The sequence below is a fragment of the Pseudomonas sp. NY8896 genome, from assembly GCF_039634505.1.
This window is the reverse complement of the sequence record NZ_CP132350.1, coordinates 6,390,015-6,414,543: the sequence shown is the minus strand read 5'-3', so window position 1 is coordinate 6,414,543 and position 24,529 is coordinate 6,390,015. Positions and strand designations below refer to the sequence as shown.

The window sequence follows — 24,529 nt, the reverse complement described above, 5'->3', positions numbered from 1 at the left end:
ACTCCTCAGCAGTCCAGTGGGTTGCGCTTGTCCGGGTCGATACCGAACTTGACGATAGCGTCTGCAACAACCTTAGGTTCGAGCTCGCCACGGTCAGCCAGGGCTTCCAGGGCAGCCAGCACCACGAAGTGGCGGTCGACTTCGAAGAAGTGACGCAGCTTCTTGCGGCTGTCGCTGCGACCGTAACCGTCGGTACCCAGGACTTTGAACTCTTTGCTCGGTACCCACTGGCGAATCTGCTCGGCGAACAGCTTCATGTAGTCGGTAGAGGCAATGACCGGGCCTTTGCGGCCGTTCAGGCATTCTTCGACGTAAGTCTGCTGTGGCTTCTGGCCAGGCTTCAGGCGGTTGGCGCGTTCCACGGCCAGGCCGTCGCGACGCAGTTCGTTGAAGCTGGTGACGCTCCACACGTCGGCACCGACGTTGAACTCTTCACGCAGGATCTTCGCCGCTTCGCGGACTTCGCGCAGGATGGTGCCGGAGCCCATCAGCTGTACGTGGTGCGCGGCTTCGCGGGTGTCTTCTTCGAGCAGGTACATGCCCTTGATGATGCCTTCCTCGACACCGGCCGGCATGGCTGGCTGCTGGTAGGATTCGTTCATCACGGTGATGTAGTAGAAGATGTCCTGTTGCTCTTCGGTCATCTTCTTCATGCCGTCCTGGATGATCACCGCCAGCTCGTAGCCGTAGGTTGGATCGTAGGTGCGGCAGTTCGGGATGGTGCCCGCCATCATGTGGCTGTGACCGTCTTCGTGCTGCAGGCCTTCACCGTTGAGGGTGGTACGGCCGGCGGTACCGCCGATCAGGAAGCCACGGGTGCGGCTGTCGCCAGCGGCCCAGGCCAGGTCGCCAATACGCTGGAAGCCGAACATCGAGTAGAAGATGTAGAACGGCAGCATCGGCTGGTTGTGGCAGCTGTACGAGGTACCGGCAGCGATGAACGACGACATGGCGCCGGCTTCGTTGATGCCTTCCTCGAGGATCTGGCCCTTCTTGTCTTCGCGGTAGAACATCACCTGGTCTTTATCGACTGGCTCGTAGAGCTGGCCGACCGAGGAGTAGATGCCCAATTGGCGGAACATGCCTTCCATACCGAAGGTACGGGCTTCGTCCGGGATGATCGGGACGATGCGCTGGCCGATTTCCTTGTCCTTGACCAGCTGCGCCAGAATACGCACGAAGGCCATGGTGGTGGAGATTTCACGGTCGCCCGAGCCGTCCAGGATCGCTTTCAGCGTTTCCAGGGATGGGGTCGGTACGCTGAAGCTCTTGGCACGGCGCTGCGGCACGAACCCACCCAGGGCTGCGCGGCGCTCGGCCAGGTACTTGGCTTCGGCGGAACCTTCTTCCGGCTTGAAGAACGGCAGGTTCTCAAGGTCGGCATCCTTGACCGGGATGTCGAAGCGGTCACGGAAGTGACGCAGGCTGTCGACGTCGACCTTCTTGGTGTTGTGCGCGGTGTTCTTGGCTTCGCCAGCACCGGTGCCGTAACCCTTGATGGTCTTGGCCAGGATGACGGTCGGCTGCTCTTTGTGGTTAACAGCCTGGTGGTAGGCCGCGTAGACCTTGTACGGGTCGTGGCCGCCACGGTTGAGCTTCCAGATCTCTTCGTCGGACAGGTCTTCGACCATGGCCTTGAGCTCTGGGGTGTTGAAGAAGTTCTCACGAACGTACGCGCCGTCTTTGGCTTTGTAGTTCTGGTACTCGCCGTCGATGACTTCGTCCATGCGGCGCTGCAGGGCACCGTTGGTGTCCTTGGCCAGCAGTGGGTCCCAGAAACGGCCCCAGACGACTTTGTTGACGTTCCAGCCACCGCCACGGAACACGCCTTCGAGTTCCTGGATGATCTTGCCGTTGCCGCGAACCGGGCCGTCGAGGCGCTGCAGGTTGCAGTTGATGACGAAGATCAGGTTGTCCAGCTTCTCGCGGCCGGCCAGGGCGATTGCGCCCAGGGATTCCGGCTCGTCGCACTCGCCGTCGCCCATGAAGCACCAGACCTTCTGCTTGCCGGCCGGGATGAAGCCACGGGCTTCCAGGTACTTCATGAAGCGTGCCTGGTAGATAGCCTGGATCGGGCCCAGACCCATCGATACGGTCGGGAACTGCCAGAAGTCAGGCATCAGCCATGGGTGCGGGTACGAAGACAGGCCGTTGCCGTCCACTTCCTGACGGAAGTTGTTCATCTGGTCTTCGTTGATGCGGCCTTCCATGAAGGCACGGGCGTAGACGCCTGGCGAAGCGTGGCCCTGGAAGAAGATCAGGTCGCCACCGTGTTCTTCGGTCGGGGCCTGGAAGAAGTAGTTGAAGCCGATGTCGTACAGGGTGGCACTGGAGGCGAAGCTGGAGATGTGTCCGCCCAGGTCCGAGTCTTTCAGGTTGGTGCGCATGACCATGGCCAAGGCGTTCCAACGCACCATCGAGCGAATGCGGCGTTCCATGAACAGGTCGCCAGGCATGCGTGCTTCGTGGGTGACAGGGATGGTGTTGCGGTATGGCGTGGTGATCGCATACGGCAGCTGGGAGCCACTGCGGGTGGCCAGCTCGCCCATACGGGTCATCAGGTAATGAGCGCGGTCTTCGCCTTCTTTGTCGAGGACCGACTCCAGGGCATCCAGCCATTCCTGGGTTTCGATTGGATCGAGGTCTTGCATGGCTTGCTCCAGGGCGGAAAGGCAACCAGAATCGATTGCCTGAGATTGCGACTGGCCTTATGGGCAGACGTCGTGAATTCTTGGATTACCGGGGTGTCTTCCGGCGCGTTGTAGTTTTACTACATTTGCGTTCGCATTTCATGCTTTTGCACGACGCGAGTAGTAGTAAAACTACATTTGTGCGACGTTTGGTCGCACCTTGGCTTGTGAGGAAAAACGTTCATGTTGGTTGGCATTGTGTCGCGAACGGGTGGTTCTTGATGTTTGTTGCCAAGTTTTCTTTTTTTTCAGCTATTTCCAACTTTTGTACGACAGTCCAACCGTGGTCCGGCTTCCCCTTGGCCGCTTTTCCCCCTCTATTTCACGCCGATCAAGGATAGACCATGCGCCTACCTTTGCCCTCCGATCTGCCCGTCACCCTGCAACCACTGGTCGTTCGCAACCGGCAATTCATCAGCGATGCCGTGGCTGCCCACCCCGATCTTGACCTGAACGGTTGGAGCCCAGCCCATCGGCAACAGTTCGATCAGGTTGCCGCCGCCAGCGATTATGTCCTGGGGGTGGCCCAGCGCGACCCGGCCATGCTGTTTGCCCTGCTGGCCAGTGGCGAGTTGGAGCGGCGTTACGCCCCGGGTGAGTTGCGCGGGCAAATTGCCGAGGCTGCCCAGGCGGCGCAGAGCGAAGACGAACTGGCGCGTAACCTGCGCCGCGCGCGCAACCGCCAGCAGCTGCGCATCATCTGGCGCGACATCACCCGCCAAGCCGAGCTGGGCGAAACCTGCCGCGACCTGTCGGACCTGGCCGATGCGGCCATCGACGAAGCCTACCAATGGCTGTATCCGCGCCATTGCCAGCAGTTCGGCACGCCCATCGGCAACCGCAGCGGCCAGCCGCAGCACATGGTGGTGCTGGGCATGGGCAAGCTTGGGGCGGTGGAGCTGAACCTGTCGTCGGACATCGACCTGATCTTCGGCTTCCCCGAAGGCGGCGAAACCGAAGGGGTGAAGCGCTCGCTGGATAACCAGGAGTTCTTTACCCGCCTTGGCCAACGGCTGATCAAGGCACTGGACCCGGTGACCGTCGACGGCTTCGTGTTCCGCGTCGACATGCGCCTGCGCCCGTATGGCTCGGCTGGCGCGCTGGTGCTCAGCTTCAACGCACTGGAGCAGTACTACCAGGACCAGGGCCGCGACTGGGAGCGCTACGCGATGATCAAGGCGCGGGTCGTGGCGGGCGACCAGGCCGCCGGCGCGCAGTTGCAGGAAGTACTGCGCCCGTTCGTGTACCGCCGATACCTGGATTTTTCCGCGATCGAAGCGCTGCGCACCATGAAGCAACTGATCCAGCAGGAAGTGCGGCGCAAGGGTATGGCCGACAACATCAAGCTGGGTGCCGGTGGCATCCGAGAGGTGGAATTCATCGCCCAGGCCTTCCAGCTGATCCACGGCGGGCGCGACCTCAGCCTGCAGCAGCGGCCGTTGCTCAAAGTGCTGGCCACGCTGGAAGGCCAGGGTTATCTGCCGCCGGCAGTGGTCGCCGAGCTGCGCGAGGGCTATGAATTCCTGCGTTACACCGAGCACGCCATCCAGGCCATCGCCGACCGCCAGACGCAGATGCTGCCCGAGAGCGAGACCGACCAGGCGCGGGTGGCGTATATCCTTGGCTTTGCCGACTGGCAGAGCTTCCACGACCAGCTGATGTACTGGCGTGGCCGTATCGACTGGCACTTCCGCCAGGTCATCGCCGACCCGGATGATGAGGACGGCGAAGGCGAGCTGGTGGTCGGTGGCGAGTGGTCGCCGCTGTGGGAGCAGGCGCAGGATGAAGAAGCCGCTGGCCGGCAGCTGCAGGAAGCCGGCTTCAAACAGCCCGTCGAGGCCTTGCGGCGCTTGGCCGGGTTGCGCTCCAGCCCACAGCTGCGCTCGATGCAGCGCATTGGCCGTGAGCGCCTGGACGCATTTATTCCACGGTTGCTGGCCCAGGCGGTGGAGCATGACAACCCCGACCTGGTGCTGGAGCGGGTGTTGCCGCTGGTCGAGGCCGTGGCGCGGCGCTCGGCCTACCTGGTGCTGCTGACCGAAAACCCAGGTGCCTTGCGCCGCCTGCTGACCCTGTGCGCTGCCAGCCCATGGATTGCCGAGCAGATCGCGCTCTACCCGCTGCTGCTTGATGAGCTGCTCAATGAAGGCCGCTTGTTCAGCCCGCCCTTGGCGCCAGAGCTGGCCAGTGAGCTGCGCGAACGCCTGACGCGTATCCCCGAGGACGACCTCGAGCAGCAGATGGAAGCGCTGCGCCACTTCAAACTGGCCCATAGCCTGCGCGTAGCTGCTTCGGAAATCAGCGGCAACCTGCCGCTGATGAAAGTCAGCGACTACCTGACCTGGCTGGCCGAAGCCATTCTCGACCAGGTGCTGGCCCTGGCCTGGCGCCAGACCGTGGCCCGCCACGGCCAGCCCAAGCGCAGCGACGGCAGCCTGTGCGACCCCGGGTTCATCATCATTGGTTACGGCAAGGTCGGCGGCCTGGAGCTTGGCCACGGTTCGGACCTGGACCTGGTGTTTATCCATGACGGCGACCCGCAGGCCGAAACCGACGGCGCCAAGCCGATCGACAGCGCGCAGTTCTTCACGCGCCTGGGCCAGCGCATCATTCACTTGCTGACCACCCAGACCAACTCGGGCCAGCTGTATGACGTGGACATGCGTTTGCGCCCGTCCGGTGCCTCTGGGCTGCTGGTCAGCTCGCTGGGCGCGTTCGAGCGTTACCAGCAGAACGAGGCCTGGACCTGGGAACACCAGGCGCTGGTACGGGCGCGGGTGCTGGTGGGCTGCAAGCAGGTCGGCACGGCGTTCGAAGGTGTGCGCGCCAAGGTGCTCGGCCAGGCCCGCGACCTGGAAAAACTGCGCGGCGAAGTGAGTGACATGCGCGCCAAGATGCGTGACAACCTGGGTACCAAGGCGACGGCTGCCGGTACTGCGGCCAACGCCTTCGAGGCCGGTGTGCCCTTCGATATCAAGCAGGATGCAGGCGGTATCGTCGATATCGAATTTATGGTGCAATACGCCGCTTTGGCCTGGTCCCACGACCACCCGGCCATACTCCGATGGACCGATAACATCCGCATTCTGGAAGAGCTGGAGCAGGCGAACTTGATGCCGGCCAGTGACGCGGTGCTGTTGCGTGAAGTGTACAAGGCGTTCCGCTCGGCCTCGCACCGCCAGGCTTTGCAGAAGCAGGCCGGGGTGATCGATGCGGCGCAGTTTGCCGACGAGCGCCGCGAAGTGCGGCGGATCTGGGGTGAATTGGGGTTGGCTTGAAGGCCCCGCAGGGGCCGCGATCAGCCATGGACCTGCCTGAGTGGTACACTGTCCGCCACATAGCCTGAATATAAAGAGGGGAGGCCAGGCTGTACCACAGCCTGTAGCCTCCCCGAGCGTTTCTGGACTAAGCATGAGAATACTGATCATTGGCCCCAGCTGGGTCGGCGACATGGTGATGGCGCAGACCCTGTTCCAGTGCCTGAAACAGCAGCACCCCGACTGCGTGATCGACGTACTGGCCCCCGAGTGGAGCCGGCCGATCCTGGAGCGCATGCCTGAAGTGCGCCAGGCCTTGAGCTTCCCGCTCGGCCACGGCGCGCTGGAGCTGGCCACGCGCCGGCGCATCGGCAAGTCCCTGGCCGGCCAGTATGACCAGGCCATTTTGCTGCCCAACTCGCTGAAGTCGGCATTGGTGCCGTTCTTTGCCGGCATCCCCAAACGCACCGGCTGGCGCGGCGAAATGCGCTTCGGCCTGTTGAACGATGTGCGCAAACTGGACAAGGCCCGCTACCCGCTGATGATCGAGCGCTTCATGGCCCTGGCCTACGCCCCCGGCGCTGAGCTGCCGCAGCCGTACCCGCGCCCCAGCCTGCAGATCGAAGCGCAAAGCCGTGACGCCGCCCTGGCCAAGTTCGGCCTGGAGCTGGACCGCCCGGTGCTGGCGCTGTGCCCTGGCGCCGAGTTTGGCGAGGCCAAGCGCTGGCCCGCCGAGCACTATGCCGCCGTGGCCGACGCGATGATCCGCCAGGGCTGGCAGGTGTGGCTGTTCGGCTCGAAGAACGATCACCCGGTCGGCGAGCAGATCCGTGACCGGCTGATCCCGGGGTTCCGTGAAGAATCGTCCAACCTGGCCGGTGAAACTTCGCTGGCCGAAGCCATCGACCTGATGTCCTGCGCCCATGCCGTGGTGTCCAACGACTCCGGCCTGATGCACGTGGCCGCAGCCCTGAATCGCCCATTGGTGGCGGTGTACGGCTCGACCTCGCCCGGCTTCACCCCGCCGCTGGCCGAACAGGTAGAAGTAGTGCGCACGGGCATCGAGTGCAGCCCATGCTTTGACCGCACCTGCCGCTTCGGCCACTACAACTGCCTGCGCCTGCTGGAACCGGGCAAAGTCATCGCCGCCCTGCACAGCCTGAGCGGGCCGGACCTGATCGATACCGTGGCCGAGGTCGACTAAGTGCGGGTACTGATCATCAAGACCTCGTCGCTGGGTGATGTGATCCACACCCTGCCGGCACTCACCGATGCCGCTCATGCCATTCCGGGTATCCGTTTCGACTGGGTAGTTGAAGAAGGCTTCGCCGAAATCCCCAGCTGGCACCCGGCGGTCGACCAAGTGATCCCGGTGGCCATCCGCCGCTGGCGCAAGAACGTGTGGCAAACCATCAAGAGTGGTGAGTGGAAGGCGTTCAAGCAACGGGTGCGCGAGCGCAAGTACGATCTGGTGATCGATGCCCAGGGCTTGGTCAAGTCGGCCTGGCTGACCCGCTACGTGAAGGCCACGGTCGCCGGCCTGGACCGTTATTCGGCACGCGAAGGCTGGGCAAGCCGCTTCTACGACCGACGCCTTTCGGTTGCCACCGGCCAACACGCCGTGGAACGGGTACGCCAGCTGTTCGCCATGGCCCTGGCCTACGACCTGCCGGAGGGCATTGGCAACTACGGCCTGGACCTAGACCGCCTGCAGTTGCCGCCGGCTGCGCCTTATGTGGTGTTCCTGCACGGTACCACCTGGGCGACCAAACATTGGCCCGAAGCCTACTGGCGCGAACTGGCCGAGCGCATGGGCCGGCGTAAGCTGGAAGTGCGTCTGCCCTGGGGCAACCCGGCCGAGAAGGCGCGGGCCGAGCGTATCGCCCAGGGCTTGAACAACTGCCAGGTGCTCCCCAAATTGAACCTTGCCGGCGTCGCTCGCGTACTGGCGGCGGCAAAAGCCTGCGTGGCGGTCGACACCGGCCTTGGCCACCTGGCGGCGGCACTCGATGTGCCCACCATTTCGCTGTTCGGCCCGACCAACCCGGGCCTGACTGGCGCCTACGGACGGACCCAGATTCACCAGGCCAGTGACTGGCCATGCGCTCCCTGCCTGCAGAAGAAGTGCACCTACAAACCGAGCGCCGACGACCTGCGCCGGTTCGATCTGAAACGCGAGTGGCCGCTGTGCTTCACTCGCCTGAATCCCGAGCATGTGGCGGGCCGCTTGAGCGCGTTGCTGCTGGCTGAGGATGTCCGTTGATGCAACTGGCTTTCGTGCTTTACAAATATTTCCCCTTCGGCGGGCTGCAGCGCGATTTCATGCGCATTGCCCTGGAATGCCAGAAGCGGGGCCACCAGATCCGTGTGTACACGTTGATCTGGGAGGGTGACATTCCGCCGGGCTTCGAAGTGCTGGTGGCGCCGGTGAAAGCGATTTTCAACCACCGCCGCAATGAGAAACTCAGTGCCTGGATGGCCGCCGACCTGGCCAAGCGCCCGGTCGACCGCCTGATCGGCTTCAACAAAATGCCGGGCCTGGATGTGTACTACGCTGCCGACGGCTGCTTCGAGGACAAGGCGCAGACCTTGCGCGGTGGCTTGTACCGCCGCTGGGGCCGCTACCGGCACTTTGCCGAGTATGAGCGCGCGGTGTTCGCCAAGGACGCCCATACCGAAGTGTTGATGATTTCCGAAGTGCAGCAGCCGCTGTTCATCAAGCACTACGGCACCCCGGTGGAACGCTTCCACCTGCTGCCACCGGGTATTTCCCAGGACCGCCGTGCGCCGGCCAATGCCGCCGAGATTCGCGCCGAGTTCCGCAAGGAATTCAACCTGGGCGAGGATGACCTGCTGCTGGTGCAGATTGGTTCGGGCTTCAAGACCAAGGGTGTGGACCGCAGCCTCAAGGCCCTGGCCGCGCTGCCGTCGGCCCTGCGCAAACGCACGAAGCTGATGGTGATCGGCCAGGACGACCCCAAGGTGTTCCAGCTGCAAAGCGCCACCCTGGGCCTGGGCGACCAGGTGCAGTTCCTCAAGGGCCGCAGCGACATTCCGCGCTTCCTGCTGGGTGCCGACCTGCTGATTCACCCGGCGTACAACGAGAACACCGGTACAGTGCTGCTCGAAGCGCTGGTGGCCGGTCTGCCGGTGCTGGTGTCCAAGGTGTGCGGCTACGCCCACTACATCGCCGAGGCCGACAGTGGCCTGGTGCTGGACGAGCCGTTCGAGCAGGAACAGCTCAACGGTTACTTGCAGCGCATGCTCGAAGACCCGCAGGCCCGCGCCAGCTGGTCGCGCAACGGCCTGGCATATGCAGAAACCGCCGATCTGTACAGCATGCCGCAGCATGCTGCCGACGTGATCCTGGGGCAGAAAACCGCATGAAGCTGATAGTGGCCGAACCCTTCAAACGCCTGTGGGCCGGGCGTGATGCCTTCGACGCCGTAGAAGCGCTGCAAGGCGAGGTCTATCGCGAACTGGAAGGGCGCCGCACGCTGCGTACCGAGGTGGAGGGCGAGGGGTTCTTCGTCAAGATCCACCGCGGCATTGGCTGGGGCGAAATCTTCAAGAACTTGTTCACGGCCAAGCTGCCAGTGCTCGGCGCCGGCCAGGAGTGGCGGGCCATCCAGCGCCTGCATGAGGTGGGTGTGCCGACCATGACCGCCGTCGCCTACGGCGAGCGCGGCAGCAACCCGGCCACGCAGCACTCGTTCATCATCACCGAAGAACTGGCGCCAACCATCAGCCTTGAAGACTACAGCATCGACTGGGTCAAGCAGCCGCCCGAGCCGCGCCTGAAGCGCGCGCTGATCGCCGAAGTGGCGAAGATGACTGGCGGTATTCACCGCGCTGGGGTCAACCACCGCGACTGCTATATCTGCCATTTCCTGCTGCACACCGACCGACCGGTGACGGCGGATGACTTCAAACTGTCGGTGATCGACCTGCACCGCGCGCAAACCCGGGCGACAATCAGCCGCCGCTGGCGTGACAAGGACCTGGCCGCGCTGTACTTCTCGGCGCTGGACATCGGCCTGACCCAGCGCGACAAGCTGCGTTTCCTGCGCGGTTACTTCCAGCGCCCGCTGCGCCAAGTCCTCAAGGACGAAGCCGCGTTGCTCGCCTGGTTGGAGCGCAAGGCGCAGAAACTCTACGATCGCAAGCAACGCTATGGGGATGCACTCTGATGGCGAGTTGGACACTGGCGCCGGGTTACGAACACCTGGCGACGGACTTCGGCAGCCTCGATGCGGTATTTGCCATCCAGGGCGAACGCCTGACCCGCGACCCGCTCAGCGAAGTGGTCCGTATCGAACGCAGCGGGGTCAACTACTACGTCAAGCGCTACACCGGGGCCGGCAAGCACATGCGTCGCTACCTGGGCCGGCCGCGCATCAAGGCCGAATGGCAGAACCTCAAACAGTTCGCCAAGTGGGGCATCCCCACTGCTGAGGTGGTGGCCTGGGGCCTGGAGCGCAACGGCCTGGCCTTTGGCCGTGGGGCGATGATCACCCGTGAACTGCCGCGCACCGAAGACCTGTCGGCACTGGCCGAGCGCCACGATGCGCGCCTGGCCGACCGTGCCTGGGTCGACCATGTCAGCCGTCAGCTGGCGCGCCATACCCGGGTAATGCACGAGCACCGTTTCGCCCACAACGACCTGAAGTGGCGCAACCTGCTGGTCGATGACCAGGGCACGCTATTCTTCATCGACTGCCCCACCGGCGACTTCTGGCGCGGTTTCATGTGGCGACACCGGATGATCAAGGACCTGGCATGCCTGGACAAGGTGGCCAAATACCACCTGTCCGCCACCCAACGCCTACGCTTCTACCTGCAATACCGTGGCCGCGACCGGCTGAATGTGCGCGACAAGAAGCGCATTCGCCAGGTATTGGGCTTTTTCGAGGGAAGGGAATGACCGATTACCTGGCCAGCGCGGACCTCGCGCTGCTCAAACGCCATGGCCTGGACGACTTCGAGGCGCTGTGGGCGCTGCAACTCGAGGCTGTGGACGAACCCAACACCGGCCGTGGCGGCTGGAGCAGCGTGTTTCGCCTGGAACTCGAAGGCAAGGGCTACTACCTCAAGCGCCAGAGCGACTACCTGACCCGCACCCTGCACCGGCCGTTCGGCGAGCCGACCTTTGCCCGTGAGTTTCGCAACATCAGCCGCTACCAGAAGCTGCACATTCCTGCGTTGCAGGCAGTGTTCTATGGTGAGCGCAAGCAGGGCGGCAAGCACCGGGCCATCCTGATGACCCGCGCTTTGGACGAGTGGGCCGACCTCGACGGCCTGCTGGCCCAATGGCCACAGCTGGGCGACGCCGAACGCAACGGTATCCTGCAGGCCTGCGGCCAGCTGGCGCGCACACTGCACAGCGCCGGCCAGGTGCATGGCTGCTTCTACCCCAAGCACATCTTCCTGCGCCAACGCCGCGACGGTTGGGACGCGCAGTTGATCGACCTGGAAAAGACCCGGCCATTGCTGTTCGGCATGCGCGACCGCCTCAAGGACCTGGAGCCGCTGCTGCGCCGCGCCCAGGCCTGGAGCGAGCAGGATGTGCGTACCTTGCTGGCCACGTACCTGGCACAGCCGGCCGATGGTTCGCTGGTGAATACCTGGCTGCAACGCCTGACGCAACGCCGTCGTGAAAAAGAGGCCCGCTGATGCGTTTGTCTGAATTGAAAGATGCCGGCCGCAACCCGTCGTTGCCGCTGAGCATCACCCTGGCCGATGCCGCTGGCAGCGCTGACCTGCAACTGCTCAGCTTGCTGCGCGTGTTGCCAGGCCAGCGTTATGTGGGCGCTGGTGTGTGGCGCGGCACCCCGGTGCTGGCCAAGTTGCTGGTAGGCGGCAACGCGGCTAGGCATTTCCAGCGCGAGCTGCAAGGTGTGAAGTTGCTGGCCGAGCAGGGCCTGACCACGCCCAAGCTGCTGGCCGACGGCCTCAAGGAAGGCGAAGGCGGCTGGCTGCTGTTCGAATTCCTCGACGGTGCCGAAAGCCTGGCCGATGCCTGGGCCGCAGTTGAAAACCTGCCCGTGCTGGCTGACGAACAGCACCTGGTGCTAGGCGAAGCGCTCACCGCCGTTGCGCACATGCACGCCCAAGGCCTGTGGCAGGAAGACTTGCACCTGGACAACCTGCTGCGCCATGGCGGCAAGTTGTACTTGATCGACGGCGCTGGCATCAAGGCCGAAACACCTGGCCAACAGTTGTCGCGTCCGCGTGTGCTGGAAAACCTCGGCGTGTTCTTCGCCCAATTGCCCAAGCGCCTGGAGCCGTTCATCGAAGAGCTGCTGGTGCACTACCTGCTGGCCAATGCCGAGCATGCGCTACCGCTGGAAGCCCTGCAGAAACAGGTAGACAAGGTGCGCAACTGGCGGCAGAAGGACTACCTGGAAAAGGCCGGCCGCGAGTGCAGCTTGTTCAGCGTCCAGCGCAGCCTCTCGGGGTTGCAGGCGATCCGCCGCAGTGAAGTCAGCGCCATGCAGCCGGTGCTGGCGCAGGCCGATACGCTGATCGACAAGGGCCATCTGTACAAGACCGGTGGCGCCGCCAGTGTGGCACGCATCGAAGTGAACGGCCGTCAGCTGGTGCTCAAGCGCTACAACATCAAGAACACCGCGCATTGGTTCAAACGCTTTTGGCGCCCGAGCCGTGCCTGGCATTCGTGGATCGAGGGCCATCGTCTGGAATTCCTCGACATTGCCACACCCAAACCGTTGGCGGTGCTGGAGCAACGGGTCATGGGGCTGCGCAGCCGTGCTTACCTGGTGACCGAGTACGTCGATGGCCCGGACCTCACCGCGTGTTTCGCACCGTTCGTGGAGAACGGCGATGCACCGGAGGAACAGGTAGACGCCCTGGTGCATGTGATGCAGCAGCTGATCCGCGAACGCATCAGCCATGGCGACTTCAAGGGCCATAACCTGTTCTGGGACAACGGCCGGTGGTCGCTGATCGACCTCGACGCCATGTGCCAGCACGCTACCCAGCTCAGCTTCGCCCCGGCCTACGCCCGTGACCGGGCGCGGCTGCTGCGTAACTGGCCGAGCGGCAGTGCCTTGCATCAGCGGCTAGACCGGCTGCTGCCCAAGCTGGCCGAATGATCCGCGGGTAATCGTTCGGCAACACCCGGTTTCAGCGGGCTACCTCAGCGGCGCCACAGGCCGCGTATCGAGAACCACGCAGGTAGCCCAAGGCCAAGCCAGGACAGCCCGTCCCACCCGCCGTCACCGAGCAAGGCGGCGAACAGCCCCAGGGCCCCCAACAAGGCGATCAGCGCCGGCCAGGCGAAAATGCGCGCAGTGGTTTGCGACTTGTGGCTCATGCACGCGCCTCCCTGGGTTTGCGCTGCTTGCCCCACCACAGGTACAGGCCGCTGCAGAGCACGATGATGGTCAGCACGTCGAGCACAGCCCAGAGGATTTGCATCGGCCGCCCGCCGTAGTCGCCGAAATGCAAGGGTTGCGACAGGCCCATGGCGTCCATGTACCAGGGGCGCTCGCCGACCGCTGTCACCTCAAGGGTGCGGGCATCGATCAGTACCGGCGTGAACAGGTGCGAGCTCAGGTGCGTGGCACCGTTCATGAACACCGCATAGTGGTGCTCGCTGGAGAAGCGCGTGCCGGGGAAGGCGATGAAATCCGGGCGCATGCCGGGGGCGGCCTGTTCGGCAATTTCCAGCAGGCGTGTGGCGGGTGCGCGCTCGGTGAGCGGCGGGGCGTCGCGGTAGGGGGCAACCATGGCGGCCAGGCTGTCGTTGCGCCAGGCCGCGATGACCAGGTCGGACAGGGCGCTGATCACACCGGTCACGCCTACCGTCAATGCCCAGGCCAGGGTGACCACGCCGATCAGGTTGTGCAGGTCCAGCCAGCGCAGGCGGCGGGACTTTTCGTGGCGCACGGTGCCGAAGTCCAGGCGGCGCATGAACGGCGCATAGAGCACGGTGCCAGAAACGATCGCGACGATGAACAATACGCCCATGAAAGCCAGCAGCAGTTTGCCGGGCAAGCCGGCGAACATGTCCACGTGCAGGCGCAGCATCACCATCATGAAGCCGCCATTGGCGGCGGGCATGGCCACTGCTTCGCCGGTGCGGGCGTCGAGCATGAAGGTGTGCGACAGGTTGGGGTCGGTGCCAGCGGTGGCGGCGGTGATGGCCACCACGCCGTTGGGTTCGTCCTCTTCGTAGCCAAAGTACTGCATGACCTCGCCGGGTCGGTGCTGCTGCGCTTTGAGTACGAGCTGCTGCAAATCGAGGTGTGGGGTGCCTGCTGGCATTTCACGCAGTTCGGGGGCGTCGCCGAGCAGGTGTTCGAGTTCGTGGTGGAAGATCAGCGGCAGGCCGGTGATTGCCAGTAACAGCAGGAACAGGGTACAGACCAAGCTGCTCCAGGTGTGGATCACGGACCAGCGGCGGATGGTTGGGCTTTTCATCACGGTACCGATTGTTGTCTGTTGGAGCCTGGGGCCGCTAAGCGGCCCCAGCTCACTCAGAACTTGTAAGTGGCGCTGGCGACAACGCTGCGCTCATCGCCGTAGTAGCAGTAGTACGAGTCACAGGTAGAGAGGTAATCCTTATTCAACAGGTTGGTGGCAGTGACCGCCACCGACGCGCCCTTCAGGCTGGTGTCCAGGCGACCCAGATCGTAGTGCACGGATGCATCGAACACCGTGTAGGCCTTGGCCTTGCCCAGGTAGGTATTGCCTTGGTCGCCATAGGTATTGCCGGTGTAACGCGCGCCTAGGCCAATGCCAAAGCCGTCGAGCACGCCGGAGTGCCAGGTGTAGTCACCCCATACCGAGGCTTGCTGGTTCGGCATCAGCTGGAGGCGGTTGCCTTTGTACAGGCCGTCCTGTACTTCAGATTTTGCCAGGGTGTAAGCGGCAATCACTTTCAGGTTTTCGGTAACGTCGGAAACCGCTTCAAGCTCCAGGCCGTGAACTTTCACTTCGCCGGTCTGGCTGGTGACGGTTACGCCACCGACGTTGTTGGTGACCGAGACGTTCTTCTGGGTCAGGTCATACACGGCTGCCGACAGCAGGGTGTTGGAGCCCGGTGGTTGGTACTTGATGCCCAGCTCCCACTGCTGGCCTTCGGTCGGCTTGAGCGACTCGGTCGCTGAAGCGCTGGCATTGCTGGTAGGTTGGAACGACTCGGCATACGACAGGTACGGCACGAAGCCCGAATCGAAGACATAGCTGATGGCCGCGTTGCCGCTGAACTTCTTGTCGCGCTGGGTATTGGTGGCATCGCCCTGGTTGAAGTACTTGGTACCGGTATGCACCCAGTCCTCACGACCGCCCAAGGTCAGGCGCCAGTTGCCAAGCGCCATCTGGTCCTGGACATACAAGCCGGTCTGACGGGATTTCTGGTTGTAGTCGTAGAACGCCGTGGAGCGGTCCGGGCGAGTGATTGGCACCCCGTAGACCGGGTTGATGACATTGCTGTCCGGCACGTTGAAGCCGAAGATCGACAGGTAATTGGTGTTGATGCGCTGGTGGTCCAGGCCGAGCAGCAGGGTGTGGCTGATGTCGCCAGTGGTGAAGTCGGCCTGGAAGTTGTTGTCCACGGCGAACTGGCTGATGTCTTCGTCCGTGTTGGTGGACATGCGGCTGACCGTGCCATCGTCTTTCACCGGGCCACCGGGCTCGTAATAGCTGCCGGGCGTGATGGTCTGGAACGACAAGTCCGTCTTGGTGTAGCGCAGGTTCTGACGGAACTGCCAGACGTCGTTGATACGGTGCTCGAAGGCATAGCCCAGCGCGTAATAGGTGCGGTCGTAGAACTCGTAGTCCGGGTCACCGAGGTTCTTGTGGTGCGAGATCTTGCCGAATGGCATGTCGATCTTGGTGCCCTGGATAGGGCGGAACTGGCTGGTGGCACCGGTATCGTCGCGGGTGAACTGGGTGAGCAAGGTCAGCGTCGTGTCCTCGTCGATGTTCCAGGTCAGGCTCGGGGCAATGTTGTAGCGCTTGTCGTCGATGTGGTCGATCTGCGTGCCGCCGTCGCGGATTACCCCACTGACGCCATACAGAAAGCGGCCATCATCGTCGATTTTGCCGGTGCTGGCGAAGTTGATCTGGCGATGGTTGTCGCTGCCGTACTGCAGTTCGATCTCATGCTCGCTTTCTGCTTGTGGGCGACGGCTGACCATGTCCAGCAGGCCGCCGGGTGGGGTCTGGCCATACAGCGAGGACGCCGGGCCGCGCAACAGGGCAAGGCGGTCGAGGTTCCAGGTTTCGGCTTTCGGGTTGGCGTACACACCGCGTGGCAGTGGCAGGCCGTCGAGGAACTGAGTGGGCTCGAAACCGCGCACGCGCATCCAGTCGTAGCGCGTGTCGCTGCCGAAGCTGGCGGACACGATGCCAGGCATGTAGCGCACGGCATCATCCAGGCTGTGCACGCCGCGGTCTTTCATCTGCTCGCGAGTGGCGACGGAAATGGAGCGAGGGACTTCGACCAGCGCGGTATCGGTCTTGGTGCCAGCGGCGGTGCGCTTGGCCAGGTATCCGTCTACCGGGCCCCAGGCGCTTTCAGAAACGCTCGCCGCGTCTACTGTGGTTTCTGGTAGCGCCAGGGTGCCATCCGGGACGGCCACCAGGCTGTAGCTGCCCGCGCTGCTCTGTTGCAACTGCAGGCCAGTACCGCGCAGGGCGGCTTGCAGGGCGCCGAGGCCGTCGTACTGGCCGCTTACCGGGGCCGAGGAGCGGCCGCTGACCAGTGCCGGGTCGATGGCCAAGGCAATACCGGCCTGGCTGGCGATCTGGTTGAGGGTGGTGGCCAGTGGCGCGCTGGGCAGGTTGTAGGCGCGCGGAGCGGACTGCTCGGCGGCGAACAAGGCAGTGCTGGCCAGCGGTGCGGCCACGGCGATGGCCAGGGCCATCAGGCTGGGGCGCAGGATACGATCTACGGCACGGGACATGCGGCGGTTCCTCGACGGGTAAGTGCTTGCTGCTTCCTTGCCGAGCGAGATTTGAAAAGTGACAGGGTGAATCTGAAAAAAAGTGAGAATTATTTGAAATTGGTTTTTGCCTGCATTGGCCGCTTCGCGGTTAACCCGCCCCCACAGGTGTTTCACACGGCCTGAAACGGGTGGGGGGCTGTGGGAAAGGGGTCACCCGCGATGAGGGCGGTGCGGGTTTATTTGGGAACGACGTTGACCCACCACTGGGTATGCCGCTCGATCTTCACCGGTAATGCCGGCACTAGCGATGCCAGCGCCAGATCGGTGTCGGTCAGCGGGAAGCTGCCGGTCACGCGCAGGTTGGCGACCCTGGCGTCCACCCCGAGGTAGCCGCTGCGGTACTGGCCCAGCGCGGCCAGCAGGTCGCCCAGGCGCACGTTGTCGACCACCAGCATGCCGCGGGTCCAGGCATCGGCACCGGCTGGCACCGTGCCGACCTGGCCGAGGCCGTTGGCATTCATCAGCACTTGCTGGCCTTCACGCAGCACGTGTTCGTCGCCGCTGTTATGCGGCATGGCGGCGACCGAGGCTTGCAGCACTTCCAGGCGTGTACCTTCAGCTTCGCGGCGTACCAGGAAGCGTGTGCCCAATGGCCGCAGGCGACCGTCGTCGGTGCGCACCAGCAGCGGGCGCGGGTCCTGGTGGCCGGTTTCGACCGAGATTTCGCCCTGGTGCAGCACAATCACCCGTTGTTCGCCGGCATAGTCGATATCCACGGCGGTGTGGGTGTTCAGGCTCAGCAGTGTGCCGTCTTCCAGGCGCAAGGTACGCAGTTCGCCCGTGGCGGTGCGCTGGTCGGCCAGCCAGTAGCTGGGCGCCAGCGACGGGGCACCGACCCAGGCCAGCAGCGAACCGAGCAGGAACATACCGGCCAGCCCGCCGCCAACCTTGCCGATGCGTCGCCGCAGGCCGACACGCGATTGCAGCAGGGCCTGGCGTGCCGGGCCGGCCGCAGCACTGACACGTTGGTCCATGGCGCCCAGCTGGCGCCAGGCACGCGCGTGTTCTTCGCTGGCGGCATGCCAACGCATGAACGCGTTGCGCTCATCCGGTGTGCCGCTGGCGTCGTCGAGGCTGAGTTTCCAGGCGATGGCGGCTTCCAGTACCCGGGACGAAACCGGTGCGTTGCTCACGTCGGCTCCCCGTACAGGGCCACGTAGCACTGGCGCATGCCTTGGGCGATGTACTGGCGCACACGCGATACCGAAACGCCCAGGCGCTCGGCGATTTCGGCATGGCCCATGCCGTCCAGCCGGTTATGCAGGAACGCCGCGCGGGCCTTGCTCGACAGCTTGCCGAGCAGGCGGTCGATGGCCTTGAGGTCTTCGAGGATCAGGTGCTGCACTTCTGGCGAGGGGTGTTCGGCTTCCGGGATCAGCGCCAGCTCGGCCAGGTAGGCCTGTTCCAGCGCGGCGCGGCGAAAGTGGTCGAACATCAGCCCCTTGGCCACGGCGGCGAGAAAGGCGCGGGGTTCGCGGGGTGTGTCCAGTCGCTCGCGGCCCAGCAGGCGCACGAAGGTGTCCTGGCTCAGGTCTTCGGCACGTTGGCGGCAGGCCATGCTGCGTTGCAGCCAGGCGAGCAGCCAGCCGCGATGGTCGCGGTACAGCGAATCGACCAGATCGGCGTGTGGGCTCTGTGCAGAAGACAAGCAGTGTCCCCCCGGAACGAATGTATTAACTAACGATAATTATTCGCGATTGTTGCAGAGGGGAGGGGGTGGGTGCAATGGACGCTTATCGGATTGCCATCATGGGGAAGGGTGATGGGATTGGCTTGAGTGTTTTAGCGCCTGTGAAATCGAGCGCCGCCCGGGCGGCGCTCGATTTCACAGGCCCCGCCGCACTCAAACCCTACAAACCGTGACTTTGCACGTTGCGCCGCCGCCACCTGCGCAGTCGCTGTTCCAGCTGCAACGGGCTGTCCAACTGCTGGCGCCGGGCCTGGCTGAACAGGATCAGTGCCAGCTCTGCAGTCACCTGGGCATCGGCGCTGGCGTGGTGGCGCTCTTCCACTTGCAAGCCGAAGCGCGCCACCCAGTCATCCAGCCCGGCTTCGCGCAACACCGTGTCGGGGTTGAGCATCGGCGCAAGCTCGGCAACGTCGAGAAAAACAGATTGCAAGCGATGACCAAGGCTTTCTTTCAACGCCCGTGCCAGCATGCGCTGGTCGAATGGTGCGTGAAACGCCAGCACCGGGCTGTCGCCCATGAAATCGAGCAAATCCAGCAAGGCCTCGGCTGGGTCGCAACCGGCAGCCAGAGCGCTGGGGCCCAAGCCGTGGATCAGCACGCTGGCGTTGGTTTTCTGCAACGGCCGGTGCAAGGTGCGCTCGAACTGCTGGGCAAAGTCGATGGCACCGTCCTCGATGGCCACCGCCCCGATCGACAGCACCTGGTCACGGTTGGGGTTGAGCCCGCTGGTTTCCAGGTCCAGCACCACCCAGCGCTGCTCGCGCAAACTGCACACACCCAGGGGCGCCGGCTTGGCGTGTCGGGCCAGGCGCTGGCGCGTGATGGAGTCCAGCTCGGGCGCACTGGGGCGCAGCCAGGCGAACAGGCTCATAGCTGATACCGCAAGGCCAGACTGCTTTGCAGGCGCTGGGCCTGACGCAGGGATTCGCGCAGGATGCGCCGGTCCAGGTGGTTGAGGTTGTCCGGGTCAAGCCGGTTGGAGTACGGCAGGTTGTCGCGGGTCTGGCGCTGGTGCTGCTGCATGCGGGTCTGCTGGATGAAGTGGTAGGCCTCTTCATAGGCGGCGCCGTCCAGCGGCTCGATCACGCCCTTGGCCACCAACTGGCGCAGGCGTTCCAAGGTATTGCAAGCGCCAATGCCATTGGCCAGGGCCAGCAAGCGGGCGCCATCGACGAAGGGCGTCAGGCCCTGGACCTTGAGGTCGAGTGTGGCGGCCTTGTCATTACCTTGGCGGGTCAGCACGAACTCGCGCAGGCGGCCTACCGGCGGGCGCTGGCGCAGAGCGTTATCGGCCAGCATGCGTTGGAAGATGCGGTTGTCGGCGACCTGCTGAAGCAGGCCCTGGCGCAGTTGCTCGCAGCCTTGTTCGTCGCCCCACACCACCCGCAGGTCGAAGTAGATGCTCGAACCCAGCAGGTTTTCCGGGCTGGCTTCACGGACGAAACCGGCAAAGCGCCGCGCCCATTCGTTGCGCGACAGGCACAAGTCAGGGTTGCCGGCCATGACGTTGCCCTTGCACAGGGTAAAGCCGCACTGGGCCAGACACTGGTTGATGTATTGCGCCAGTGGCAGCAGGCGGGCGCGGATGGCGTCGGCCTCGGCATTGTCGGCGGCTTCGAAGAGGATGCCGTTGTCCTGGTCGGTATGCAGGGTCTGTTCGCGTCGCCCTTCGCTGCCAAAGCACAGCCAGCTGAATGGCACGCCCGGGTCGCCACGCTCGGCCAGGGCCAGTTCGATTACCCGGCACACGGTGTGGTCGTTGAGCAGGGTGATGATCTGGGTGATCTGGGTCGACGATGCGCCATGGGCCAGCATGCGCTCGACCAGTTGGCTGATTTCACCGCGCAGCGAGACCAAGGTATCCAACCGAGGCGCATGGCGAATAGTGCGGGCCAGGTGTACCAGGTCGACCCGTTGCAGGGAGAACAGGTCGCGCTCGGAAACCACCCCGCACAGACGCCGGTTTTCCACCAGGCAGACATGGGCGATATGCCGCTCGGTCATGGCCATGGCCGCGTCGAAGGCGCTGGCCTGGGGGCTGAGGTAGAACGGCTTGGCGGTCATGTGACGGTCGATGGGCGCTCCCAGGTCGGCATCCTCCGCAGCCACCACCTGGCGCAGGTCGCGCAGGGTGAATATGCCGATGGGGTAGCGCTGCGGGTCGACCACCACGATGCTGCCAACCTGTTGCTCGTGCATCAGCCGCACGGCTTCGCGCAGGGACGTGTCGCCGCTGCACACCACCGGGTGACGCATGGCCAGTTCGCCCAAGGGCGTGTTCAACGAGTACTGGGTACCGAGGGTTTCCACCGCACGCTGGCGTACCTGTTGGTTGACCTGGTCAAGCAGGCTGCTGACCCCGCGCAGTGCAAAATCCCGAAACACTTCAGACATCGAGAACACGCGGATGAAAGCGGCCTTGTTCAACTGCAGGCAGAAGGTGTCCTCACCGGCCAGGTGCTCGGTGCGGGTTGCCCGCTCGCCCAACAGGGCGGCCAGCGGGAAGCATTCGCCACTGGTGATTTCGAAGGTGGTCTCCACGCCAGGCTTGACCAAGTGCTGGCGCTCGCCAACCACGCGGCCCTGCTTGACGATGTAGAAGTGCTCGACCGGCCCGTCGGCAGGTTTGACGATGCTTTCTCCACAGGCGTAGAAGCGCAGCTGGCACTGCTCGACCAGGTAGGCCAGGTGGTTGTGCTCCATCTGGTTGAACGGCGGAAAGCGCTGCAGAAACTGCAGGGTGCCTTGAATGTTCTGCAGTACTGCTGTCCTGCCCGCCTGGCTGTAGGCGTCCTTTTTGCTCATGAAACTGACCGTATCGCTACGCCGAACTATATATATCTATATATAGGTGCCGGCCCTGTTGTTTTCTGCCTCCATGGTCGGCTTGCGGCGGGGTGGTGCCCATTGGACGTAAGTCTATGAGTACCCCTGTCAGAGACCCGACGAAAGGCGAAACGGGTTACGCAAGTAATGCGGTCCTAATGCTGAAGCAGAATTTTTTTGACGAGATGGCCATGCCTGAGCAAACCGACATCCTGAGCGACGCCGAACGCGAGGCATTGGCCGTGGTGAGTGCGCCTGTCGCGCCCAGGCCGTTGGTGCTGGTGGTGGATGACAACGCGGTGAACCGTGAGGCGTTGATCCTGTACCTGAAAAGCCGGGGCATCGATGCGGTAGGGGCCGACGGGGCGGAGGAAGCCAGGTTGTACCTGTATCACCAGCCGCGCATCAGTTTGATGATCACGGATTTACGCATGCAGCCCGAGGATGGCCTGGACTTGATCCGGACGATTCGTGAGTCGGAGCGGGCGGCGTTGTCGATCATCGTGGTGTCGGGCGACACCGATGTGGAGGAGGCGGTGGACGTGATGCACCTGGGGGTGGTGGACTTCCTGCTCAAGCCGGTAGACCTGGGCAAGCTGTTGGAACTGGTGAAGAAAGAATTGAAAATGTAGAGATGTAAAAAGGGGCCGCAATGCGGCCCCTTGTGGTTTACAGCCCGTTACGCGCCTTGAACTCGCGGCGACGGCGGTGCAGCACCGGCTCGGTATAGCCGTTCGGCTGCTTGCCACCTTCCACTACCAGCTCCACGGCCGCCTGGAACGCGACGTTGTCGTCGAAGTTCGGCGCCATCGGACGGTACAGGGCGTCGCCAGCGTTCTGCTGGTCAACCACCACGGCCATGCGCTTGAGGCTTTCCAGCACCTGCTCCTGGCTGACCACGCCGTGGCGCAGCCAGTTGGCCAGCAGCTGGGCGGAGATGCGCAGGGTGGCACGGTCTTCCATCAGGCCGACGTTGTTGATGTCCGGCACCTTCGAGCAACCCACGCCCTGGTCGATCCAGCGCACCACGTAGCCGAGGATGCCCTGGGCGTTGTTGTCCAGCTCGTTGCGGATTTCTTCGGCCGACCAGTTGGTGTCGGCGGCCAGCGGGATGGCCAGAATGTCGTCCACCGAGGCCGGGGTACGCGAAGCCAGTTCACGCTGACGCGCCTGCACGTCCACCTTGTGGTAGTGCAGGGCGTGCAGGGTGGCGGCAGTCGGCGACGGCACCCAGGCGGTGTTGGCACCGGCCAGTGGGTGGGCGATTTTCTGCTCGAGCATGGCTGCCATCAGGTCAGGCATGGCCCACATGCCCTTGCCGATTTGCGCACGGCCTTGCAGGCCGGTGGCCAGGCCAACGTCGACGTTGTTGTTCTCGTAGGCGCCGATCCATTTCTCGTTCTTCATGGCGCCCTTGCGCACCACGGCGCCGGCTTCCATCGAGGTGTGGATTTCATCGCCAGTGCGGTCGAGGAAACCGGTGTTGATGAACGCCACGCGCTCGGCGGCCGCCTTGATGCAGGACTTGAGGTTGACCGTGGTACGGCGCTCCTCGTCCATGATGCCGACCTTGACGGTGTTGCGCGGCATGCCCAGCAGCTCTTCGACCTGGCTGAAGATTTCGGCGGCGAAGGCCACTTCTTCCGGGCCGTGCATTTTCGGCTTGACGATGTACACGCTGCCGCTGCGGGTGTTCTTGCGGCTGGTGTTGCCGTTGAGGTTGTGCAGGGCGATCAGGTTGGTGAACAGGCCGTCCTGGATACCTTCGGGGATTTCGTTGCCTTGGGCATCGAGTACCGCCGGGTTGGTCATCAAGTGGCCAACGTTGCGCACGAACAGCAGCGAACGGCCGTGCAGCGTCACGCTGCCACCGTTGGGCGCGGCGTACTCGCGGTCCGGGTTCATGGTGCGGGTGAAGGTTTTGCCACCCTTGCTCACGGTTTCGGCCAGGTCACCTTTCATCAGGCCCAGCCAGTTGCGGTAGACAACGACCTTGTCGTCGGCGTCGACGGCGGCAACCGAGTCTTCGCAGTCCATGATGGTGGTCAGTGCCGACTCCATCAGGATGTCTTTCACGCTGGCGGCGTCGGTGCTGCCGACCGGGGTGTTGGCATCGACCTGGATTTCGAAGTGCAGGCCGTTGTGCTTGAGCAGCACAGCGGTCGGTGCGGCGGCGTCACCGTGGAAGCCGATCAGTTGGGCGTCGTCGCGCAGGCCGCTGTTGCTGCCGCCTTTGAGGGCAACAACCAGCTTGCCGCCTTCGATGCGGTAGCCGGTGGAGTCGACGTGCGAGCCAGCGGCCAGTGGCGCGGCTTCATCGAGGAAGGCGCGGGCGAAGGCGATGACCTTGTCGCCACGGACCTTGTTGTAACCCTGGCCTTTTTCGGCGCCGCCTTCATCACTGATGGCGTCGGTGCCGTACAAGGCGTCGTACAGCGAACCCCAGCGGGCGTTGGCGGCGTTCAGGGCGAAGCGGGCGTTCATCACCGGAACGACCAGCTGCGGGCCGGCCATGTGGGCGATTTCTTCGTCCACGTTCTGGGTGGTGGCCTGGAAATCGTCAGCTTGTGGCAGCAGATAGCCGATTTCCTGGAGGAATGCTTTGTAGGCTACGGCGTCGTGGGCCTGGCCTTGGCGTGCCTGGTGCCAGGCGTCGATCTTGGCTTGCAGCTCGTCGCGCTTGGCGAGCAGGGCTTTGTTCTTTGGAGCGAGGTCATTGATGATCTTCTCTGCACCCGCCCAGAACTGCTCGGCGACGATGCCGGTCCCTGGGATGGCTTCGTTGTTCACGAAGTCGTACAGGACCTTGGCGACCTGAAGGCCACCGACTTGAACGTATCCAGTCATTGCTTGCCTCACTCTGCTCAGCTATTTCGCTCTTCTGTATTAAGCCTGTAGCGCTTCTCTAAACACGGCACCAGTGCGTGCTCCCGGGTTGTCGGGCGCGGCTGGGTGCGGCCTGCCAGGGTGGCTGGCGGGCAGTGTGCGTATTTTCACAGGCGCCTTGGCAGACATCCAAACGACGTTTTGTAGTCCGCGCCACGGGATACTACATGAAGCAGTAGGCGGGGCAAAATCAGACTAAAAGCG

18 protein-coding genes are annotated in these 24,529 nt (G+C 63.6%); 9 read left to right on the top strand and 9 right to left on the bottom strand.

The annotated features are described in order from the left end of the window. Positions 1–5 precede the first annotated feature (5 nt). A complete protein-coding gene (aceE, locus tag Q9451_RS29055) occupies positions 6–2,651 on the bottom strand; it encodes a pyruvate dehydrogenase (acetyl-transferring), homodimeric type (protein WP_012270137.1) in 2,646 nt (881 codons plus the stop codon). 383 nt (positions 2,652–3,034) lie between these two features. Here aceE and glnE point away from each other — a divergent pair, with 383 nt between their 5' ends. The 8 genes from glnE to Q9451_RS29015 all read left to right on the top strand — a co-directional run bounded on the left by glnE (position 3,035) and on the right by Q9451_RS29015 (position 13,062). After that, positions 3,035–5,968, top strand: coding sequence for a bifunctional [glutamate--ammonia ligase]-adenylyl-L-tyrosine phosphorylase/[glutamate--ammonia-ligase] adenylyltransferase (glnE, locus tag Q9451_RS29050; RefSeq protein WP_012270138.1), 2,934 nt, complete (start codon positions 3,035–3,037; stop codon positions 5,966–5,968). Between the two features lie 133 nt (positions 5,969–6,101). Next, complete coding sequence (gene waaF / locus Q9451_RS29045) at positions 6,102–7,151, top strand: lipopolysaccharide heptosyltransferase II (RefSeq protein WP_012270139.1); 1,050 nt, start codon at positions 6,102–6,104, stop codon at positions 7,149–7,151. Beyond that, a complete protein-coding gene (gene waaC, locus Q9451_RS29040; protein WP_012270140.1) occupies positions 7,152–8,210 on the top strand; it encodes a lipopolysaccharide heptosyltransferase I in 1,059 nt (352 codons plus the stop codon). Then, positions 8,210–9,334 carry a glycosyltransferase family 4 protein gene (locus tag Q9451_RS29035; protein WP_012270141.1) on the top strand — a complete coding sequence of 375 codons (1,125 nt, stop codon included), beginning with the start codon at positions 8,210–8,212 and terminating at the stop codon, positions 9,332–9,334. The genes waaC and Q9451_RS29035 overlap by 1 nt, the downstream gene beginning before the upstream one ends. Then, on the top strand, positions 9,331–10,137 hold the full coding sequence (gene rfaP / locus Q9451_RS29030; protein ID WP_012270142.1) for a lipopolysaccharide core heptose(I) kinase RfaP: 807 nt from the start codon (positions 9,331–9,333) through the stop codon (positions 10,135–10,137). The genes Q9451_RS29035 and rfaP overlap by 4 nt, the downstream gene beginning before the upstream one ends. Next, entirely contained in the window at positions 10,137–10,871 is a 735-nt protein-coding gene (locus Q9451_RS29025) for a lipopolysaccharide kinase InaA family protein (protein WP_012270143.1), read from the top strand. Before rfaP ends, Q9451_RS29025 begins: the two co-directional genes overlap by 1 nt. Continuing rightward, positions 10,868–11,620, top strand: coding sequence for a lipopolysaccharide kinase InaA family protein (locus tag Q9451_RS29020; RefSeq protein WP_012270144.1), 753 nt, complete (start codon positions 10,868–10,870; stop codon positions 11,618–11,620). The genes Q9451_RS29025 and Q9451_RS29020 overlap by 4 nt, the downstream gene beginning before the upstream one ends. Then, positions 11,620–13,062 carry a lipopolysaccharide kinase InaA family protein gene (locus tag Q9451_RS29015; RefSeq protein WP_012270145.1) on the top strand — a complete coding sequence of 481 codons (1,443 nt, stop codon included), beginning with the start codon at positions 11,620–11,622 and terminating at the stop codon, positions 13,060–13,062. The genes Q9451_RS29020 and Q9451_RS29015 overlap by 1 nt, the downstream gene beginning before the upstream one ends. A gap of 44 nt (positions 13,063–13,106) precedes the next feature. Here the strand turns inward: Q9451_RS29015 and Q9451_RS29010 are convergent, their stop codons facing one another. The 7 genes from Q9451_RS29010 to Q9451_RS28980 all read right to left on the bottom strand — a co-directional run bounded on the left by Q9451_RS29010 (position 13,107) and on the right by Q9451_RS28980 (position 21,418). Continuing rightward, on the bottom strand, positions 13,107–13,283 hold the full coding sequence (locus Q9451_RS29010) for a hypothetical protein (RefSeq protein ID WP_012270146.1): 177 nt from the start codon (positions 13,281–13,283) through the stop codon (positions 13,107–13,109). After that, on the bottom strand, positions 13,280–14,392 hold the full coding sequence (locus Q9451_RS29005) for a PepSY-associated TM helix domain-containing protein (RefSeq protein ID WP_012270147.1): 1,113 nt from the start codon (positions 14,390–14,392) through the stop codon (positions 13,280–13,282). Before Q9451_RS29005 ends, Q9451_RS29010 begins: the two co-directional genes overlap by 4 nt. Positions 14,393–14,448: 56 nt before the next feature. Then, on the bottom strand, positions 14,449–16,881 hold the full coding sequence (locus tag Q9451_RS29000; protein ID WP_012270148.1) for a TonB-dependent siderophore receptor: 2,433 nt from the start codon (positions 16,879–16,881) through the stop codon (positions 14,449–14,451). A gap of 218 nt (positions 16,882–17,099) precedes the next feature. Further along, positions 17,100–18,056: a FecR family protein gene (locus tag Q9451_RS28995; RefSeq protein WP_012270149.1), complete on the bottom strand. Its 957-nt coding sequence runs from the start codon at positions 18,054–18,056 to the stop codon at positions 17,100–17,102. Next, the gene (locus Q9451_RS28990; RefSeq protein ID WP_012270150.1) at positions 18,053–18,571 is read right to left on the bottom strand and encodes an RNA polymerase sigma factor; all 519 of its coding nucleotides are present in this window, start codon (positions 18,569–18,571) and stop codon (positions 18,053–18,055) included. The genes Q9451_RS28995 and Q9451_RS28990 overlap by 4 nt, the downstream gene beginning before the upstream one ends. 202 nt (positions 18,572–18,773) lie before the next feature. Continuing rightward, positions 18,774–19,484 carry a 3'-5' exonuclease gene (locus Q9451_RS28985; RefSeq protein ID WP_012270151.1) on the bottom strand — a complete coding sequence of 237 codons (711 nt, stop codon included), beginning with the start codon at positions 19,482–19,484 and terminating at the stop codon, positions 18,774–18,776. Further along, on the bottom strand, positions 19,481–21,418 hold the full coding sequence (locus Q9451_RS28980) for a DUF294 nucleotidyltransferase-like domain-containing protein (RefSeq protein ID WP_345960831.1): 1,938 nt from the start codon (positions 21,416–21,418) through the stop codon (positions 19,481–19,483). The genes Q9451_RS28985 and Q9451_RS28980 overlap by 4 nt, the downstream gene beginning before the upstream one ends. A gap of 116 nt (positions 21,419–21,534) precedes the next feature. Here Q9451_RS28980 and Q9451_RS28975 point away from each other — a divergent pair, with 116 nt between their 5' ends. After that, a complete protein-coding gene (locus tag Q9451_RS28975; protein ID WP_012270153.1) occupies positions 21,535–22,071 on the top strand; it encodes a response regulator in 537 nt (178 codons plus the stop codon). Between the two features lie 37 nt (positions 22,072–22,108). On the opposite strand, the gene Q9451_RS28970 is transcribed toward Q9451_RS28975, so the two are convergent. Next, positions 22,109–24,286 carry a malate synthase G gene (locus Q9451_RS28970; protein ID WP_012270154.1) on the bottom strand — a complete coding sequence of 726 codons (2,178 nt, stop codon included), beginning with the start codon at positions 24,284–24,286 and terminating at the stop codon, positions 22,109–22,111. Between the last annotated feature and the right edge of the window lie 243 nt (positions 24,287–24,529).